The sequence below is a fragment of the Alphaproteobacteria bacterium LSUCC0396 genome (assembly GCA_041228345.1).
Classification (GTDB): Bacteria; Pseudomonadota; Alphaproteobacteria; order Puniceispirillales; family Puniceispirillaceae; genus UBA3439.
The window spans coordinates 1,979,836-1,999,169 of record CP166131.1 but is presented as its reverse complement, the minus strand read 5'-3'; the positions used below and the strand labels follow the sequence as shown (position 1 = coordinate 1,999,169).

The window sequence follows — 19,334 nt, the reverse complement described above, 5'->3', positions numbered from 1 at the left end:
TATAAATTCATAGCGTATTATACGATTACACTGTACAGAAGTTGCAACCCAACAATCCCCAGAATAATGTGCAGCAGCAAATAAAACTGCTCATCACTTATTCTGTTATTAATTTTTTGACCCAATTTAATGCCAAGTGGTATGGCTGGAAGTAGTAAAAGAGATAACAATCCAGTTGATTTAGATAAAATGCCAAGGTCCCAGTAAAGAGGTACCTTTGTTAAATTTAGAATGAAGAAAAACGCACCAGCTGAGCCGATAAAGGTATGTCTGGGTACTTTACAAGACATAAGAAAAATCTGCAAAGGTATACCGCCTGAGACCGAAATAAAGCTCGCGATGCCAGATAAAGTGCACCAAAACCCTCCCCAGCTCCAGAGTGCCAGCGGCCTCTTCTGAAATGGCAAGTTGCTCACGATATCCAATTTAACCGGAAAAAACCGTTTTCTGAAATAGGAGAAAACCGTAATTAGAGACATCAATGAGATAAACATCACGAGTGCAGTATTAGATATGTAATCAAAAAAATACCAACCGAAAAAATGACCTAGAAGACCAAAAATAAGCATGATAATTAGCAGTTTATAGTCGATTTTCTTATTCGAAAAAAACACTACCCACACATCAATAATTAATAGAATTGGTAAAGTCACAGCCAGCGCTATTCTTGGAGAAGTGACAAGCAAAAGCATTGGTATGCCCAAAGCAACAGCTCCACCAAAACCAGATTTAGAGACTGCTGTCACAAGAACTGCAATGAACCCAACAGAGTAAAATAATATTGGCGCAGCAATTTCAAGTGCAGCAAAAAGTTCGGAAAAGAATGTCAAAACGATTTTTTTTGTTCCTTTAACCAAAGGATTAGACATATGATTTGGTTGGAGAGGCTCAACGATCGACGTATTTTTTATTATTTAGAATAGACAAAATTTAGAGATACCTTTTGTTTAGCAGAAAGAGTCAGTGTTGCTGATACAGTTGTCAACCAAAGAAACTTATCACGGTCTCATAAGTGGTTCTTTCAGAGCCTCTCTAGCAATATTACTTTTGCTTTTTTGTACAGTCAGTTCTTACGCAAATATTACAAAAGATAATTTAGGGAGTTTTTACCAATCCATTGTAAGCATTCACACTTCGGTTCCAAGTGATGCACGAACAGCCGCGAGCCTTGGAATTAAGCGGGAGGGAAATGGTGTTGCAATAGACGACACCCATATCTTAACTATTGGCTATATAATCATTGAGGCGGAGAAAATAGAGATTGAATTACCAGATGGACGACGATTTCCCGCAACAATCGTCGGCTATGATCACACTTCCGGGTTTGGTATTATCAAATCTGTTGTTCCAATTAAATTTAACCCTCTACCGTTGGGAGACTCAGACATTATAAATTCAGATGAGGATCTGTTGATTTTGCCCGCGCTCGAACGTGGCGTAGGTTCAATCGTTAGATCTGTGTCGAGAAGGCCTTTCGCTGGTTGGTGGGAATATTTTCTTGAAAGCCCCATATATACTGTGCCGGCAAATGGTTTGTGGGCAGGAGCACCCATCTTAAACCAAAATGGCGAGATTTTAGGAATAGGGTCATTGTTTGTATCAGAGGCTATACCCGGAGTATCCTCACCCGGAAACATGTCGGTTCCCATAAACATCCTTAAGCCAATACTCCAAGATCTCATATCTTACGGTAGAAGAAAAAACAAAATTCAACCATATATTGGGATTTCATCAGATGACACAAACGATCAAATTACCGTCACAAGAGTGAGTAAAAGTGGGCCTGCATTCAATGCAGGCATTAAACCGCAAGACGTGATTTTGACAGTTGATGGATTGCAAGTATCTAACTTAAAAGCGTTTTACCAGCAAATATGGAATTCTGGTGAAGCCGGTGAAACAATTGAATTAACAGTTCTAAGAAATGGTAAGGTCTTAACATTCAACATCATAACTGTTGATCGAATGGACTATTTCGTTAAATCGCAATCTTTCTAATAAATCGAAAAAGGTTTTTTAAATCAACTCAGAGCATTAATCCACGTAACAACAATCAATTTTGTTGAGCCAGAATATTTACATCTTTTCCTGAGTATTACATTTGCGACAGCTAGACACAAAATACTACCCAATTCTTCAGAGGGCATTCATTTTAAATTTCCGCAAAATAATTTGGTCAAGCTAACATTGAGTATAAAATTAACAAGGTGGTAGAAAATTGGGCATCCGCTTATGAATTTTAAAATTCCAAATCAGCTGATACTAATGACAGACGAACACACTCGTAAAGTCCTTGGTTGCTATGGAAATAAAATTATAAAAACCCCAAATATTGACAATTTAGCGCGTCAGGGAACGCTATTCGAGAGTGCTTACACAAACGTGCCTATTTGCGTACCCTCACGGGCTTCATTTGCAACCGGCGATTACGCACATCGTTCGCATCATTGGGATAACGCCACACCATATTTTGGCTCTCCACCCTCATGGGGAAGCAAATTACAAAAAGCTGGTATTACAGTGGGTTCAATCGGAAAACTGCACTATCGAAATTCAGATGATGATGTAGGGCTGGATTTTCAAAAAATACCAATGCATGTAGTTGATGGAACTGGGGATGTTCTAGGCTGTGTTAGGGAGCCCCTACCAAAACGCTGGAAGGCTTTGTCAATGGCTGAGAAAATTGGCCCAGGGGAAACTGACTACAATGTTTATGACCGTCAAGTCGCGGCTGAAACAATAGAGTGGTTAGCCGAGAATGGTAAACAACGGAAACCTTGGGTACTTTTCGTATCCATGGTAGCGCCACACTTTCCGCTGATAGCACCACAAGAATTCTATGATCTATATGATACACTTGGCTTAATGCCTACAAAACCTAGGGAGTTCCCCGAACATCCCTGGCATCACGCAATGCGAAATTGTCAAATCATGGATAACTTTACCCCAGAGCGAACCCGCGTTGCATTGGCATCCTATTACGGGCTTGTCACGTTTGTCGATGATTTGATTGGCCAAATTTTAGAGGCTGTGGAACAAAACGGCCTCAGTGGCAACACACAAATTATCTATACTAGCGACCACGGTGACAATATCGGTGAACGTGACTTTTGGGGCAAATCAAATTTTTATGAAGAATCAGTTGGTGTGCCCTGTATTATAAAAGGCCCGGGAATTCCTATTGGTAAAATCTCTAGAACACCAGTCTCTTTGATTGATTTCTACCCGACCTTATTGAAGACTGCGGGCATCAAACCAGGAGCAAAGCCTGGTGCATCACTCGTAGACCTAGCCAACGTCAACGATGACTTTGATAGATTGGTTTTTTCTGAATATCACGCCATGGGATCTAAAACCGGCGCCTTCATGATACGGAAAGGGCCATGGAAACTCATCTATTATGTATCGATGAAACCACAGCTGTTCAATTTATCTGAAGACCCTGAGGAACTGCGTGATCTTGGTGTTGACCCAGAATTTAGGGATATCAGAAGTAAATTGGAAAGAGAGCTACGTTTAATATGCGATCCAGAATTAATTGACGCGAAGGCCAAGGCTGATCAAACCGCGATTATTGAGGCTAACGGCGGCATTGAGGCAGTGGTTGCAAAAGGTGGATTTGGAGCCACACCGCCACCGGGCGTAAACGCCGAATTCAAGATCAAAAGGTAGAACTGAAGCCATTAATTCTATTACAAGTGGCGGAGGGACGGGGATTCGAACCCCGGAGGGGCGTTAACCCCAACACGCTTTCCAGGCGTGCGCCTTAAACCGCTCGGCCACCCCTCCCAATACCGGTTTACCTAACAGGCTATACGCATTGTGTAAACCAATGTCTGCTGCCAAATTATAGACTCAGAAAACATAAATAGGCCTCAACTAATTTGAAACTATTCGCGTTTTGCGAGGCGAGACAACATAAAGCCCGGCTTATTGTGGCTAAATCAAGGCTATCTTGATTTCATATGGACGCGTAATGATGCAATAACATTTTATTGTGGAAGCTTTTTAACCGGAAGTTAAAAAATTACCTGCCTATTTCAGGAGAGCCATCTCAAAGATCCAACGCTGAGGCAACAAACAAGGCGCGTACAAAAATCTTCTTGAAACAGTCGTAACTTGGGAACATGATGAGCCGACCATGAGCTACTTATTTCGCACATTAGCTTTACTTGCAGGTTCAGTTGCCGTCTATGCAATCTGGACGGATTTAAAAAATAGCTATAGCGCCAGCGCGCCTTTGGGCCGTCTGTGGTACCAACATAGCCCGACCAGCCTACAGGCAAGCGAGACCATCATAAGCCGTTACATCGATCCATGCAGCCTCATAACAGCTTTGGACTGTTCGCCCTTTTTGTGGCATCCCATTATTGCTACTGTTCTCAGCTGGCCGGCAGCATTAGTGATGGTCGGGTTCTGCATGGTTTTCTCGGCAATCGGAGGACTGCTTGGCGGTCATGCCTCTCCGCGCAAGACGAGCGCGCGAGGACTAAAGCGGAGTGGCGAAAAATAGCCCACCCACAAAAACCCTGCAAATCGCGGGGTTGCACTTGGAAATGAAAATTCGTCAGAAATCAAAAATTAGATCAGGGTCTAATTGTCGCCCATTTTCAACGCTTCAAAAAAGGCGTTCTGTGGAATATCAACCTTACCGAACTGACGCATCTTCTTTTTACCTTCTTTTTGTTTTTCAAGAAGCTTTTTCTTGCGGGAGATATCGCCGCCATAGCATTTCGCCGTTACATCTTTGCGTAATGCTGCAATGGTTTCACGCGCAATCACCTTACCGCCAATCGCCGCTTGCAGCGCAACTTTAAACATCTGCCGCGGCACCAGATCTTTTAGCCGAATGCAAATAGCTCGGCCTTTACTTTCGGCCTGATCACGATGCACGATCATCGACAGCGCATCCACTGGATCACCATTTACCAGGATCGACACTTTCACCAAATCACCATCACGGTATGTGTCAATAGTATAATCAAAGCTGGCATAGCCGCGGGTGATTGACTTTAGGCGGTCGTAAAAGTCAAAGACAACTTCGTTTAACGGCAGACGGTAGACGGCCATTGCTCGATTGCCGGCATAGGTAAGGTCAATCTGCTCGCCGCGGCGTTCAGTACAAAGCGTCAAGACTGGCCCCAAAAATTCATCAGGCGTCATAATTGTGGCTTTGATCCAAGGCTCTTCAATTGAAGCAAGCCGCGTCACCTCGGGCATATCAGCCGGATTGTGCAAATCCAGTCTTTTACCATCGGTTAGGGTCATCTGATAAACCACCGATGGCGCGGTTGAAATAAGCTCTAGGTTGAATTCACGGCTCAATCTCTCGCGGATCACTTCCATATGGAGAAGGCCTAAAAAGCCACACCGAAAGCCAAACCCAAGTGCAGCTGAAGTTTCAGCTTCGAATGAAAATGAAGCATCATTCAGCGAAAGCTTTTCCAACGCATCACGCAGCCCGGTAAAATCATTAGTATCCACCGGAAACAAGCCGCAGAACACCACCGGAATAGACGGCGCAAAACCGGGCAGCGCTTTATCTGTTGGGCGGCGTTCCTCGGTAATCGTATCGCCAACTTTTGCATCAGCAACCCGCTTTACGCCAGCATTGATAAACCCGATCTCGCCGGGCCCCAGCTGGTCAAGTGCAACCGGCTTTGGCGCAAACACGCCAACCCGTTCGACAACATGCGTTGCCCCAGTTGCCATCATGCGAATTTTCATGCCTTTTTTCAGCACACCATGATGCACCCGAACAAGGGTCATAACGCCGAGATAGGCGTCATACCAGCTATCCACCAGCAGCGCTTGCAAGGGGGCGTCCTTATCACCAACTGGTGCCGGTAATTTTGTTACCAGCGCTTCCAGAATATCGGCAATACCCGCACCAGTTTTGGCAGATGCTGGAATTGCGTCATCAGCGGGCAACCCTATGACCTCTTCGATCTGCATTTTTACCCGTTCAGGTTCTGCCGCCGGAAGGTCGATTTTATTAAGTATAGGAACAATCTCATGATTGGCATCAATTGCCTGATACACATTTGCGAGCGTTTGCGCCTCAACGCCCTGACTGGCATCAACAATCAGCAAAGAGCCTTCGCAAGCCGACAAAGACCGCGAAACCTCATAACCAAAATCCACATGACCCGGCGTATCCATCAAATTCAAAACATAGGAATTGCCGTCTTTGGCTTTGTAATCAAGCCGGACAGTTTGCGCCTTGATAGTGATACCGCGCTCACGCTCAATATCCATACTATCCAGCACCTGTTCCTTCATTTCACGGTCACTCAATCCACCGCAAACCTGAATTAACCGGTCTGCAATTGTTGATTTGCCGTGGTCAATATGCGCAATGATCGAAAAATTGCGGATTTTATCAATGTCGGTCATATTTTATTCGCGATCCGGAAAACTGGCTGAAATGACTGGTGTCCGCCACTTCTATACAACAATTTCAGCTGAAATACCGCTTTTATTCATAGATCATATACTGGATTTTCGATCTTTTTCCTGTTTCCCCTTGCCGCTTGTGCGTATAATGCATTTTTGCGATTTTGTTAGGTCTTGTTGGATCTTGTTGCACTTAGACAGATAAATTCAAATTTCCAGAAAAAGAGAAGCTGATGCCAAGCCTGCGTCATGAAAAATACCGTCCATTTATCGGCCCTGATCTAGGTGACCGTACATGGCCAAACCAAAAAATTGAAACCGCACCTATCTGGTGCTCGGTTGATTTGCGTGATGGTAATCAGGCGTTGATTGAGCCAATGGATAGCGCTCGCAAAATGGCTATGTTCAAAATGCTTGTGGCGATGGGTTTTAAGGAAATTGAGGTTGGGTTTCCAGCAGCATCAGATACCGATTTCAACTTTCTGCGCGAACTGATCGAGGGGGGCCATGTGCCTGCCGATGTAACCATTCAGGTTCTAACCCAAGCGCGCGAACATCTTATTGACCGCACGATCGAGTCGCTTCGCGGGGCGCCAAATGCCATCTTGCATCTCTATAATTCTACCAGCACACTGCAGCGTCGCGTTGTCTTTAAATCTGATCGTGATGGGGTAAAACAGATCGCTGTTGATGGTGCAAAAATGGTTGCCGACCGTATTTCCAGCTTTGGTGCGGGCAACCTTCGCCTGCAATATAGCCCTGAGAGCTTTACAGGAACCGAGCTTGACTATGCGCTGGACGTCTGTGAGGCGGTCATGGAGGTCTGGCAGCCAACAGCGGAAAACCCCACAATTATAAACTTGCCGGCAACGGTCGAGATGTCGACACCGAATATTTACGCCGACCAGATCGAATGGATGCACCGGCATTTTTCAAACCGGGACGCCGTTATTCTATCACTGCATCCGCATAATGACCGTGGTTGTGCTGTCGCTGCAACCGAACTTGGGCTGATGGCAGGTGCTGACCGTGTTGAGGGCACATTGTTTGGCAATGGCGAGCGTACCGGCAATGTCGATTTGATTACGCTTGGGCTAAATATGTTTACCCAAGGCGTCGATCCGCACCTTGATTTCTCCGACATCAATGGCCTGATCGAAACCGCAGAATTCTGTAATCAACTGCTGGTACATGAACGCCATCCCTACGCTGGTAAGCTCGTCCACACCGCCTTTTCGGGTAGCCATCAGGACGCAATTCGCAAGGGCATAGATGCGCTTGTCGAGGCCAATGATGATATCTGGGAAGTGCCATATTTGCCAATTGATCCAGCTGATATCGGGCGCACTTTTGAGGCAATTATCCGGGTAAACTCTCAATCGGGAAAGGCCGGGGCCGCCTATCTTCTTGAAGCTGACCATCATATTCGTTTGCCGCGCGGTGCCGAGGTTGAGTTTTCTGGCATTGTGCAAAATGAAGCTGACACAACGGGCAAGGAAATTACCAGCCAACGTATTTGGGAACTGGCCGAACAGCATTACATCAAGCCGAAGGGTCCGTTCACGCTGGTCAGCTTTGAGTCTGGTCGTGCTAGTCGGGCTAGCGAGTCTGAGCGCATCACCGCAAGATTAAGTCATAACGGTAAGGACGTGACTATCAGTGCCACCGGCAATGGTCCGATTTCGGCTTTTGTGGATGCGATGCGCGATGAGTTTGGGCTGAGTTTCCGGCTTTCAGATTTTGGCCAGAATACACGCTCCGCGACATCAAAGGCCGAATCGGCTGCGTATGTTGAGCTGGTCAATGATGACGGACAATCGGTTTATGGTGTTGGCATTGACACCTCGATCACCGTTGCCCCAATCCGTGCTGTTGTCAGCGCGATCAATAAGCTGGTTACCGGCTGATAAGGCTCACCATAATATTTAGCCCGGTGATCGCTGTTCTTTTACAAGCGGGCTATTTGCCTTGCCATTGCGGCTTGCGCTTTTCAAGAAAGGCGCGAACACCCTCGGCAAAATCAGCACTAACATAGCTCCGCTCAATCAGATCATCATCCTGCGGCAATGGCGCCGCGTGACGCAACCTTCGCAGCCCCTCAAGGCTGGCCTCGATCGTCAATGGCGCCATCTGCTTCATCCGTTCAGCCAGCTGTTGCGCGCGCGCCATTAATGCGTCCTGATCGGGCAGCACCTCATGCACAAACCCGCTGGTAAGCAACGTTTCAGCATCCAGTAATTCAGCTGTCAAAATCATATGGGCGACGCGCGCCTCGCCAAATAAAGCTGTCAGGCGACGAAGGTTTGAGACCGCCAGACAATTACCAAGCGTTCGCGCGATCGGCATGCCGGCAATCGCGGCTGAACTGGCAATACGGATATGTGCAGCGGCCGCAATTACCAACCCGCCACCCGTTACCGCACCGTGAAGGGCAGCAATCACCGGCGCGCGGCAGACCTCGATCGCGCTTATGACCGCCTCAACCTTGCTTTCATAGCCCAAGCCATCCTCGGTCGAGGAAAAGGCAGTAAAATGCCCAATATCAGTTCCGGCTGCAAAGGCTTTATCACCAGCACCTGAGATGATAATAGCCCTGATGTGATCGGCGTCATCGTCAGTGCCAGCCTTGGCACAAAGCGCCGCTAGCCTCTCATACATCTCAAATGTCAGCGCATTTCTTGCCTGCGGCCTGTTCAATTTTACATGGGCAATGCCATCCTCAATATGGATCAGCAATTCACGATCTGACGCAGCCATTTCAGCTCCTTCTAGCGGTAAAATAGTTCATCCAAGAACATTGGAATTGCCGGCAAATAAGTACAAATCATAAGCACCGCCACCAAGACGCCAATAGATGGCATATTAAACCGTGTCACCTCCCAAATATTGGCCCGCGCAATTGAACAGGCGGTAATCAGCACCGATGCAACCGGCGGTGTTTGCCGCCGGATTTGAGGATGACAAAACCGGCTTGATCTTTATCTATTCACCTTTCAACAAGTTCATGGCCGCGTCAACACCACCCTTTTGATGCGGAATATTTGCCAACGAAAGACCCATCTCTACGCCGCTTAGCGTTCCAAGAAGCATCAGATCGTTAAAATCACCAAGATGCCCGATCCGAAAGACCTTGCCGGCAAGTTTGGCTAGACCATTGCCAAGCGACATATTGAAATTCTTCAGAACACCGGCGCGGAACGCATCAGCATTATGCCCGTCGGGCAATAAGACCGCGGTCAATGCGCTGGAATAATCCTTTGGTTCCTGACACAAGACCTCAAGCCCCCATGCCTGAACCGCCTTCCGGGTTGCTGCAGCGTGACGGTCATGGCGTTTGAACACATTATCCAGACCCTCTTCATGCAGCATATCAATCGCTTCGGCCAACCCGTATAAAAGATTTGTCGCCGGCGTGAACGGAAAGGCACCATCCTTATTAGCGGCAATCTGTTCTTCCCAATCCCAATAGCTGCGGCGCATACCGCCCTTGCGCGCCGTCGCTAGCGCCTTTTCCGATACAGCGTTGAACGACAGGCCCGGTGGCAGCATCAAACCTTTTTGCGACCCTGCAATCGTAACATCAACCCCCCATTCGTCATGGCGGAAATCAATCGAGGCAAGTGATGAGATCGTATCGGCCAGCAATAACGCATCATGACCGGCATTATTCATTGCCAGCCGCACTTCATTAACGCGGGATGTCGATCCTGTTGAGGTTTCGTTGTGAACCACACAAACAGCTTTAATCTTGTTTTTCGGATCAACACGCAGACGATCTTCAATTTGCTGTGGATCAACCCCTCGACGCCAATCCGTCGCCAGAAACTCGGTTTCAAGACCCAAACGAGATGCCATCTTGCGCCAAAGAGAGGCAAAATGACCCGTTTCGACCATCAATACCTGATCACCTTCTTGCAGCGTATTCACCAAGGCCGCTTCCCACGCACCAGTTCCCGATGCCGGATAAATCACCGCATGACTGTCGGTCTTGAAAACCGTTTTCATTCCGGCGAGGCATTTTTTGCCAATTTCGGCAAATTGTGGACCGCGATGGTCGATTGTTGGGTAATCCATCGCTCGTAGCACCCTATCAGGCACATTTGTTGGGCCAGGAATTTGTAAAAAATGGCGGCCGGCGGCATAGGGTGTAGCCATGAATTTATTCTCCACATAGATGCATAGTCAAAATGCAGTTGTTGTTCTAAATCCGCGTCAATTAGGTTGAACTCTAAAGTCGCTTTGTATATCAATACAAGAGAATTGTATACCAAAAACTGGAGAACTTCATGGCTGATGGCAACAGCTTTGCCGGATTTGAGCGGCTGAGACAATCGCTTTCCGGCGCTTTATTTGATGACGGTTTCACGCGCGGGCGCTATGCCACCGACGCGTCAATCTATCAAATGATGCCGCATGGCGTCGTGATTCCAAAAACGATTGCCGATGTTGAGACCACAATCGCCTTTTGCCGTGAACAGGGAATGGCGCTTTTGCCGCGTGGTGGCGGCACCTCGCAATGTGGGCAGACGGTCAATCATGCGCTGGTTCTAGATAACACCAAATATCTGAACCGAATTCTTGAGTTGGATGTTGAAAACCGTGTTTGCGTTGTCGAGCCGGGCATCGTTCTGGATGAATTAAATCGCCAGCTAAAGCCGCACGGTTTGTGGTTTCCGGTGGATGTTTCGACCTCTAGCCGCGCAACCATTGGGGGTATGACGGCAAATAACAGCTGCGGCGGTCGGTCAATCCGTTACGGCATCATGCGGGATAATGTCTTGGCGATTGACGCCATTCTTGGTGATGGCAGTCACGCATCTTTTGGCAAATATGATCCGTCTGCGCCCGCCGCCACTGGCCAGCTGGGCACGATTCTGCCTGAATTATTGGCACTCGGCAAAACGCATAGCGATGAGATTCTGTCCAGTTTTCCCAAAGTATTGCGCCGTGTTGGCGGTTACAATATTGATGCGTTAATCCCTGATGCGATGGCGCTTCGGCCCGGCGGCAAGGCCGGTGACGGGATTAATCTTGCGCATCTGCTTGTTGGCTCTGAGGGTACGCTTGCTTATTCAACCGCGATCACGCTGAAACTCTCGCCATTACCTGCCAGAAAAGTCATGGGGCTTTGTCATTTCCCGACCTTCTATAAGGCGATGGATGCCGCCCAGCATCTGGTCACGCTTGACCCGGTTGCTGTCGAGTTGATTGACAATACCATGCTTGATCTGGCGCGGTCCATCCCGCTATTCCGTTCGACCGTCGAGGCCTATATCAAGGGCGAGCCTGCGGCAATTCTGGTGGTCGAGTTTGCCGAGGATGATCCGGCCGAAAACCTGCGCCGCCTTGAAGCGTTAGAGGCGATGATGGCTGATCTTGGCTTTGGCTGGGATAAACAAGGCGACTCGACTGGCGGCACGGTCATTCTACGCGAAACCGAGGATCAGGCGCGGATCACCGAAATGCGCAAATCCGGCCTTAACATCATGATGTCGATGAAAACCGCAGCAAAGCCAGTGTCTTTTGTCGAGGATTGCGCGGTCGAACTAGCCGATCTGGCCGAATATACCGACAAGCTGACCCGCATTTTCACCAAATATAATACCACTGGAACATGGTATGCGCATGCGTCGGTTGGCTGTCTTCATGTGCGGCCGGTTCTAGATATGAAAAACGCTGATGATGTTGCCGCCATGCGAGGCATCGCCGACGAGGCGTTCCAACTGGTAAAAGAATATGGGGGCTCGCATTCGGGCGAACATGGCGATGGCATTGCCAGATCCGAATTTAACGAGGTCATGTTCGGCAGCAAAATGACGGATCTGTTTCGCCAAGTTAAACGCTTGTTCGATCCGCAGGGAATTTTCAATCCGGGGAAAATCACCGATGCACCAAAGATGGATGACCGGTCGCTGTTTCGCTTTGCGCCGGGATACAAAATTGATGATTTCCCGACCCGATTAAATTGGGATGCGTGGCCGGGTTCGGCTGGCGGCCTGCAGGGCGCGGTTGAAATGTGCAACAACAATGGCGCCTGCCGCAAGCTTGAGGGCGGCGTCATGTGCCCGTCCTTTCGGGCGACGCGCGATGAGCGCGACTCGACAAGAGGCCGTGCCAACAGCCTTAGACTAGCTCTATCCGGCCAGCTTGGCGCGGCGGCGATGGTAAGCGACGAGATGGCTGAAACGATGAAACTGTGCGTTTCTTGCAAAGCCTGTAAACGCGAATGCCCTACCGGTGTCGACATGGCGCGCATGAAGGTCGAGGTCACCGCGCTTCGCACCGAAGCCAAAGGCCTGTCGCTTCATGACAAGCTGATTGCCCATCTTCCCGATTACGCGCCCTATGCCGCCGCTATTGCACCTCTTATCCGCCTGCGCGACATTATCCCGGGCTTTGCATGGCTAAGCGAGAAGGTGACCGGGTTCAGCGCGCGCCGTCCATTACCGCAGTGGCAACGAAACTGGTTCCGCAATCGCGAATTGCAAAGCCTTCCCGCCAGCACAAAACCGCCAGTGTTGCTGTTTATTGACAGCTTTAACCGGTATTTTGAGCCGGAAAACATCCGTGCCGCGGTTCGGGTACTGGAACGCGCTGGCTATGACGTCTTTACGCCAGCACCATCAGACATGAAACAGCCGCTTTGTTGTGGGCGCACATTTTTATCAACGGGCAAGATTGACCGTGCCCGTCATGAGGCAACCCGTCTGGTTGCCGCCATGGCACCATTTGCCAAAGACAATATCCCAATTGTTGGTCTAGAGCCGTCCTGCACACTCGCCCTTCGTGACGAAATTCCGGCATTGCTGAACAACAAGGACGCCCAAGCCGTTGCTGCCGCCACGCTGACCTTTGAGGAATTGCTGGCCCGCGACAAACCTAAACTGCCACTCAAATCTGGCAAAGCCAAAGCCCTGTTGCATGGACATTGCCATCAAAAAGCATTTGATGCGGTGCGCCCGATTGAGGACGTGCTCTCATGGATTGACGGGCTGACGGTCGAAAAAATCGAGACCAGCTGTTGCGGGATGGCGGGTGCCTTTGGCTATGGTGCAGATACTTTTGATGTCTCAATGAAAATGGCAAACTCTGCGTTACTGCCAAAAATCCGTGAAGCGGATGATGATACGCTTATCATTGCCGATGGCACATCATGCCGTTGTCAGATCAAGGACGGCACCGCCCGTGATGCAAAACATGTCGCAATTATTCTGGACGAATGGATGAAAGCCCCTAATAATGAGCGCTAGAGCTAACCAAAATCTAGGGTCATAACTAGATGGACAAATTACCGTCGGCAAAAATAAGAGACTCGCTTGAACAGCGAATTGTCGAAGGTGAGCTTGGACATGGCAAGCGTCTTGATGAAACCGAATTATCCAGCTTTTACGGCGTGTCGCGCACACCGGTCCGCGAGGCGCTGCAACGCCTAGCCGAGTCCGGTCTTGCCGAACATTTGCCGCGTCGTGGCACTTTTGTGCGCGCGCCCAGCCTTAGCCAACTTGTTGAGATGTTCGAAGTGATGGCCGAACTGGAATGTATGGCAATTCGGCTTGCGGCGCGGCGCGCAACAAGCGCGGATATCAACGCGCTGATAAAGGATAATGAAACCTGCCGCGCCGCCGTTGCTGCGGGTGACACGAAAAAATACTATGAGGTGAATGCCCGCCTTCACGGCAGAATTTACCAGATGTCAGGCAATAGCTTTCTTGCCCATGAGGCCCGCCGCCTACATGACCGCTTGCGTCCGTTTCGGCGGCTTCAACTGCGCGTGCGGGGGCGGATGGACGAATCAATGGCCGAACATGATATTATTCTGCAAGCGCTGCGTGATGGCGATGCTGAACGGGCCATGGAAACGATGAAAAAGCATATCACCATTGTTGGCGTGCGCTTTAATGACCTTGTTTCAAGCTTTAACAGCATCATGGGTGACGAGTAATTTTGACGCCCAAAAACAGGTTGCCCAAAAACAGATTACCGGCGCGTCAGTTGCGGCCATAAAGCTGCCGCTTGACAAGAGTTTAGTCAGTCTCACAAACGATCAAACCCACGCTATTTTTCAAGCCATTTTTGTTGGAAGCCGTTTCGGCTTATGCCATGCTCTATCGAAGATATTTTTACGATCAATACGCGCATCGATCACAGGTGAGCAGTCGGGGGATTTTACTGTGTCAGATACAAATGAGTTGAATGGCGGACAGGTTATCATTGATTATTTGATCAAGGAAAAAGTGCCTTATGTTTTTGGCCTGTGCGGCCATGGCAACATTGGTCTGATCGATGCCATGCATGAACGCCAAGATGATATCGGCACAATCTCGGTGCATCATGAAAGTGTCGCGGGTTTCATGGCAGATGTCTATTACCGCGTGTCTGGTCAGCCAACTGCGACCTTTACCTCATGCGGCCCGGGATCGGCAAATCTGCCAATCAGCCTTGGCAATGCTTTTTTTGACTCGGTTCCGTTCCTTGCGATCACCGGAAATGTGCCAACGAGCCAGTTTAATCGAGGTGCATTTCAAGAAACCTATCGCCATTATCAAGCCGATTTCCCGTCAACGGTTCAGGCCTATTGCAAACGCGTCTATCAGCCCACCCGCGGCGAACAAGTGCCGCTAATGATGCGTCAGGCGTGGAAAACCATGACAACAGGTCGACCCGGCCCGGTCGTTCTCGACGTTCCTTTCGATATCTTCAAGGAGGCTGCTGCCAGTGAAACCCCTGATCCGGCAGCATGGTCAGCGAATATTTCATCACGTTGCGGGGCTGATCCTGATGGCGTGGTCACGGCAGTTGATATGCTGCTGTCGGCAGAAAAGCCGGTAATTGTCGTGGGGCAGGGCGTGCGCTATGGCGGCGCCGCTGATGAATTGCTGGCGCTAGCCGAACGCTTGCAGATACCGGTAGCATCATCGGCAAGTGGGCTTGGCGCAATTCCGGTTCAACACCCCCTATCCCTTGGCCTTGTCCAGCGTGGCGGCACTTATCAATCTAATCATGCCTGCCGGCAAGCCGATGTTCTGCTTGCGCTTGGTGTCAGGTTTGATGATCGTACATCCAGTTCGTGGATTCCGGGCTATTCATTCACGATTCCGCCCACACGCTTGATCCATGTTGACATTGATCCAGAAGAAATCGGCCGAAACTATCCAGTTGCGTTGGGGCTGATGGCGGATGTCCGTACCTTTTTGCGACAGGTTCTGGCAGAGCTTGACCGGCGCGGCCATAGCAGTGAGCCAACACCAGCAAGCCGCAAATGGCTGGCCGCAATTGATGGTTATCGCGCCGAATGGAACGCGTTTGTTGCTCCGGGGTTTGTTGATGATAGCAGCCCGATTAACCCGCAACGCGCCGCGGTCGAGATTGATAAGGCACTGCCTGAGGATGCAATTCTGGTCAGCGATATCGGCGTGCATCACAATTGGCTGTTGCAATTTTGTAACCCAACCCGCCCGGACTCATTGATCGGATCAATGGGATTTGGCCCCATGGGATTTGGTGTCGCCGGTGTAATGGGGGCCAAACTTGCCGCCCCTGACCGGCCATGTGTTTCAGTTTGCGGTGATGGTGCCTTCTTTATGCACGCCAATGTTCTGGGAACTGCGGTCGAGTATAATATTCCGGTTGTCTGGGTGGTCTGGAACAATTACGCCTATGGGTCAATCCGCGGTCTGCAACGGGGTTATCTTGACAGCCGCGAGCTAGCAACAGATTTCCATCACCCGGATACCGGCCTTCCCTATAACCCCGATTTTGCGGCGATGGCTCGCGCGGCCGGCGTTGAGGGGGTTAGCATTGACCGCCCAGGCGATCTAGGCGACGCCATTCTGGCGGGTATCAAAAGCAACCGCCCCTATTTAATTGATGCCAATATCAGTGGCGATTTAAACCCACCCGGTGCTGGCGTCTGGGAAATTCCCGGCCTTGGCGTTAACAAGCCTGCAATTGGCGAGCGCTATATTCCCAAATAGGCGCGCCCCCCAGCAGCATAGATCATGTCACTGCGGATGATCGCGCGGTGATCATTGCCCACATATAACAGGCACTTATTTGACCGCCTTGGCCTGCTCGCGAAGCACCGTTTTCTGGATTTTACCTGTCTGGGTTTTCGGCAGGGCAGAAAACACAAAATGGCTTGGCAATTTATAGCTCGCCAGATGCTGGCGACAAAAGGCCCGCAGCGAGTCCATATCCGGCTCGGCTGCACCCGGCTTTAGCGTGATAAAGGCACATGGTGTCTCGCCCCATTTATCATCAGGGCGGGCAACGACGGCCGCTTCCATAATATCGGGATGCTGATAAAGCGCCTCTTCAACCTCAAGGCTGGAAATATTCTCACCGCCGGAAATGATGATATCTTTTGACCGGTCTTTTACCTCGGCATAGCCATCTGGATGCAGTACCGCCAGATCGCCACTGTGAAACCAGCCACCTGCCGACGCCTTTGCCGTATCTTCGGGATTCTTCAGATACCCCTTCATAACGGTATTGCCGCGAAGCATAATTTCACCAATGGTTTTCCCATCGGCGGGAACCGGTTGCATGGTTTGTGGATCAACGACCTGATAATCGCCAGCCAGAACGTGCGGCACCCCTTGACGCGCCATTTTCTGGGCACGGGCAGCAAGCGTCATCTCCTCCCAATCGGCCTGCATTTCGCAAATCAGTGATGGCCCATAGGATTCGGTCAACCCATATAGATGGGTGATTTTAAACCCCATGGTTTCCATATCATCAATGACCTTGCTAGGCGGTGCGGCACCACCTGTGGCAACCTGCACCGGCACCTCTTTTGCGGTCTTTGGCTTTGCCTCATCGGGTGCATGGATCAACAGCGACAACACAATCGGCGCGGCCGCCATATGCGTTACATTTTCGGCCTCGATCAGACGAAAAACCTCGGCCGGATCGATCGCGCGAAGGCAAACATGCGTGCCGCCAACGGCCGTTACCGCCCACGGATGCGTCCAGCCATTGCAATGAAACAGCGGCAACGTCCAAAGATAGGTGCTGCTGGTGCTGAGCCCCATCGCCAGAACATTACCAAGCGCATTCAACGCCGCGCCCCGGTGCGAGTAAACCACGCCTTTTGGGTTGCCGGTCGTGCCCGAGGTATAGCTGAGCGAAATTGGCATCGTTTCATCTTGCAAATCGAACAGCGGCGTTGTCTCCAGCCCACTTGCCAAAAAGCTCTCATAATCCGTGTCACCGATCATACGGCCAGCCTCGATTGCCGGATCGTCGATGCCAATCACCCTGATTTTGCGGCCACAAAGCGATAATGCTGCCTCGGCGACATCGGCATATTCACGGTCAACAAACAGCATCTGGCTTTCGCCATGATCAAGAATTGTGGCAATTGTCTTGGCGTCAAGGCGGGTGTTGATGGTGTTCAGAACGGCACCCGTCATCGGTACAGCGAAATGCAGCTCTAGCATTTCCGGCACATTTGGGCATAGTACTGAAACCGTAGTTTGCGGTTTAATCCCCGACCCGATGAGTGCCGCCGCCAGCTTTTTACAGCGTTGGCCAAATTCGCCATAGGTGATCCGCCGTGCGCCATAGGCAATCGCCGTTTTTGTCGAAAAAACATAGGCAACGCGCTGGATAAAATGCACCGGCGATAGCGGCTGCATATCAGCCCCTTGCATATCTAGCGCGGCGAATAGTGATCCTTCAGACATACCTCAAACTCCCCCCCGGGTTCACATTAATCATGGCCAACACCCCAGCCCCAGAAATCATCACCGGACTGTTGTAGAAACCGGCTGATAACCATCTGATGCACTTCGGTCGCGCCATCAACCAGCAGCGCCTGCCGACCATAACGATAAATCCACTCTAATACCGTGTCGGTGGAATAGCCACGCGCACCACAAATCTGGATGGCATCACTCGTGACACGGTTTAATAATTGCGAGACGTGAATTTTTGCGATTGAAATATCCTGACGAGCCTTCGATCCCTGCTCGATCCGCCATGCAGCACGCATTACCATCACCCGGCCAATCTCGATATCCATCGCCGCCTGACCAAGTTTCATCTGAATTGATTCGCGGTCGATCAGCTTGACGCCAAAACCGCTGCGGTTGCTGGCATAATCGGCGGCAATATCAACCGCACGTTTTGCCAGTCCCAGCCAGCGCATACAATGTGTCAACCTTGCTAGCCCCAGCCGGATCTGGGTGACTTTCAAGCCTTTGCCCTCGCCCATGAGCACCCTTTCATCATCCAGTTCCATACCGTCAAACACCAATTCACAATGCCCACCATGTTCTTCGGGCCCCATGATGCCGATGCGGCGCTGAATGCGCCAGCCCGGATCATCACGATGAAACAGAAAGGCCGTTAACCCGTCACGGGCACCATCGCCGGTCTTTGCCATCAGGATAAAATGCGCTGCCTCACCCGCGCCGGTGATGTACCATTTACGGCCATTTATCACCCATTTACCATTGACCCGCTTTGCCGTGGTCTGGATCATGCTTGGGTCAGAACCGCCACCCGGTGCAGGCTCGGTCATGGCAAAGGATGACCGCACATCACCATTAATGATTGGCGTTAACCAGCGGTCTTTCTGGGCGGGCGTTGCAACCATGTTCAAAATATACATATTGCCATCGTCAGGCGCCGCACAGTTAAAGGCGACCGGCCCGAAAATCGAATAATTCATTGCCTCATATAATACCGCCATACCGGTTGGCCCATAACCAAGCCCGCCCTGCTCACGCGGGATTTGTGGCGCCCATAAACCAGCATCCTTGACCTTGCTGCGAAGCGCCCGCAACACCGCCATATCAATATTGCCATAGGCATCATAATTTTTGCGATCAGCCTCTAGCGGCACGATTTCGTCGCGCACAAAGGCACGCAGCTTGTCATGGTCCGCCTGTAAATTGGCATCAATTGAAAAATCCATATTCGCGTAATCCTAT

Annotated in this window: 13 protein-coding genes, 1 tRNA gene and 1 pseudogene; 7 read left to right on the top strand and 8 right to left on the bottom strand. The window is 50.0% G+C overall.

Translation table 11 applies throughout. The features are described 5' to 3' along the window. Positions 1–17 precede the first annotated feature (17 nt). Complete coding sequence (locus AB8881_09565; protein XDZ62786.1) at positions 18–869, bottom strand: sulfite exporter TauE/SafE family protein; 852 nt, start codon at positions 867–869, stop codon at positions 18–20. Positions 870–966: 97 nt separating this feature from the next. Here AB8881_09565 and AB8881_09560 point away from each other — a divergent pair, with 97 nt between their 5' ends. Both AB8881_09560 and AB8881_09555 read left to right on the top strand, forming a co-directional pair. Beyond that, a complete protein-coding gene (locus AB8881_09560) occupies positions 967–1,998 on the top strand; it encodes a S1C family serine protease (GenBank protein ID XDZ62785.1) in 1,032 nt (343 codons plus the stop codon). 234 nt (positions 1,999–2,232) lie between these two features. After that, the gene (locus AB8881_09555; GenBank protein XDZ62784.1) at positions 2,233–3,672 is read left to right on the top strand and encodes a sulfatase-like hydrolase/transferase; all 1,440 of its coding nucleotides are present in this window, start codon (positions 2,233–2,235) and stop codon (positions 3,670–3,672) included. Between the two features lie 27 nt (positions 3,673–3,699). Here the strand turns inward: AB8881_09555 and AB8881_09550 are convergent. After that, positions 3,700–3,789 (bottom strand) — tRNA-Ser (locus AB8881_09550). A gap of 352 nt (positions 3,790–4,141) precedes the next feature. On the opposite strand from AB8881_09550, the gene AB8881_09545 reads away from it, so the two are divergent. Further along, on the top strand, positions 4,142–4,513 hold the full coding sequence (locus AB8881_09545; protein ID XDZ62783.1) for a hypothetical protein: 372 nt from the start codon (positions 4,142–4,144) through the stop codon (positions 4,511–4,513). 80 nt (positions 4,514–4,593) lie between these two features. Here AB8881_09545 and lepA read toward each other — a convergent pair whose 3' ends face one another. After that, the gene (gene lepA, locus AB8881_09540) at positions 4,594–6,396 is read right to left on the bottom strand and encodes a translation elongation factor 4 (protein XDZ62782.1); all 1,803 of its coding nucleotides are present in this window, start codon (positions 6,394–6,396) and stop codon (positions 4,594–4,596) included. Between the two features lie 233 nt (positions 6,397–6,629). On the opposite strand from lepA, the gene leuA reads away from it, so the two are divergent. Beyond that, positions 6,630–8,303, top strand: a complete 1,674-nt coding sequence (gene leuA, locus AB8881_09535; protein ID XDZ62781.1) for a 2-isopropylmalate synthase — start codon at positions 6,630–6,632, stop codon at positions 8,301–8,303. Positions 8,304–8,355: 52 nt separating this feature from the next. Here the strand turns inward: leuA and AB8881_09530 are convergent, their stop codons facing one another. The 3 genes and pseudogenes from AB8881_09530 to AB8881_09520 form a co-directional block, all read right to left on the bottom strand. Further along, positions 8,356–9,153, bottom strand: coding sequence for an enoyl-CoA hydratase (locus tag AB8881_09530; protein XDZ62780.1), 798 nt, complete (start codon positions 9,151–9,153; stop codon positions 8,356–8,358). A gap of 11 nt (positions 9,154–9,164) precedes the next feature. Further along, positions 9,165–9,338: pseudogene (locus AB8881_09525) on the bottom strand (TRAP transporter large permease). Between the two features lie 40 nt (positions 9,339–9,378). After that, positions 9,379–10,551 carry an alanine--glyoxylate aminotransferase family protein gene (locus AB8881_09520; protein ID XDZ62779.1) on the bottom strand — a complete coding sequence of 391 codons (1,173 nt, stop codon included), beginning with the start codon at positions 10,549–10,551 and terminating at the stop codon, positions 9,379–9,381. A 131-nt stretch (positions 10,552–10,682) separates the two neighbouring features. On the opposite strand from AB8881_09520, the gene AB8881_09515 reads away from it, so the two are divergent. The 3 genes from AB8881_09515 (at position 10,683) to AB8881_09505 (ending at position 16,370) form a co-directional block, all read left to right on the top strand. Then, positions 10,683–13,646 (top strand): FAD-binding and (Fe-S)-binding domain-containing protein, encoded by a 2,964-nt coding sequence (locus tag AB8881_09515; GenBank protein ID XDZ62778.1) that lies wholly within the window; start codon positions 10,683–10,685, stop codon positions 13,644–13,646. A gap of 29 nt (positions 13,647–13,675) precedes the next feature. After that, entirely contained in the window at positions 13,676–14,338 is a 663-nt protein-coding gene (locus AB8881_09510) for a GntR family transcriptional regulator (GenBank protein XDZ62777.1), read from the top strand. Positions 14,339–14,567: 229 nt separating this feature from the next. Next, positions 14,568–16,370: a thiamine pyrophosphate-binding protein gene (locus AB8881_09505; GenBank protein XDZ62776.1), complete on the top strand. Its 1,803-nt coding sequence runs from the start codon at positions 14,568–14,570 to the stop codon at positions 16,368–16,370. A gap of 75 nt (positions 16,371–16,445) precedes the next feature. On the opposite strand, the gene AB8881_09500 is transcribed toward AB8881_09505, so the two are convergent. Next, positions 16,446–18,083 (bottom strand): AMP-binding protein, encoded by a 1,638-nt coding sequence (locus AB8881_09500; protein ID XDZ62775.1) that lies wholly within the window; start codon positions 18,081–18,083, stop codon positions 16,446–16,448. Positions 18,084–18,109: 26 nt separating this feature from the next. Then, positions 18,110–19,318: an acyl-CoA dehydrogenase family protein gene (locus tag AB8881_09495; GenBank protein XDZ62774.1), complete on the bottom strand. Its 1,209-nt coding sequence runs from the start codon at positions 19,316–19,318 to the stop codon at positions 18,110–18,112. Positions 19,319–19,334: the final 16 nt, after the last annotated feature.

What these genes read in the sequence shown, in the direction of transcription:
- AB8881_09545 (XDZ62783.1), top strand. Translation starts at nt 4,142, where the DNA reads ATGAGCTACTTATTTCGCACATTAGCTTTACTTGCAGGTTCAGTTGCC.
- AB8881_09495 (XDZ62774.1), bottom strand. Translation starts at nt 19,318, where the DNA reads ATGGATTTTTCAATTGATGCCAATTTACAGGCGGACCATGACAAGCTG.
- AB8881_09565 (XDZ62786.1), bottom strand. Translation starts at nt 869, where the DNA reads ATGTCTAATCCTTTGGTTAAAGGAACAAAAAAAATCGTTTTGACATTC.
- AB8881_09515 (XDZ62778.1), top strand. Translation starts at nt 10,683, where the DNA reads ATGGCTGATGGCAACAGCTTTGCCGGATTTGAGCGGCTGAGACAATCG.
- AB8881_09555 (XDZ62784.1), top strand. Translation starts at nt 2,233, where the DNA reads ATGAATTTTAAAATTCCAAATCAGCTGATACTAATGACAGACGAACAC.
- AB8881_09530 (XDZ62780.1), bottom strand. Translation starts at nt 9,153, where the DNA reads ATGGCTGCGTCAGATCGTGAATTGCTGATCCATATTGAGGATGGCATT.
- AB8881_09510 (XDZ62777.1), top strand. Translation starts at nt 13,676, where the DNA reads ATGGACAAATTACCGTCGGCAAAAATAAGAGACTCGCTTGAACAGCGA.
- leuA (XDZ62781.1), top strand. Translation starts at nt 6,630, where the DNA reads ATGCCAAGCCTGCGTCATGAAAAATACCGTCCATTTATCGGCCCTGAT.
- AB8881_09500 (XDZ62775.1), bottom strand. Translation starts at nt 18,083, where the DNA reads ATGTCTGAAGGATCACTATTCGCCGCGCTAGATATGCAAGGGGCTGAT.
- lepA (XDZ62782.1), bottom strand. Translation starts at nt 6,396, where the DNA reads ATGACCGACATTGATAAAATCCGCAATTTTTCGATCATTGCGCATATT.
- AB8881_09520 (XDZ62779.1), bottom strand. Translation starts at nt 10,551, where the DNA reads ATGGCTACACCCTATGCCGCCGGCCGCCATTTTTTACAAATTCCTGGC.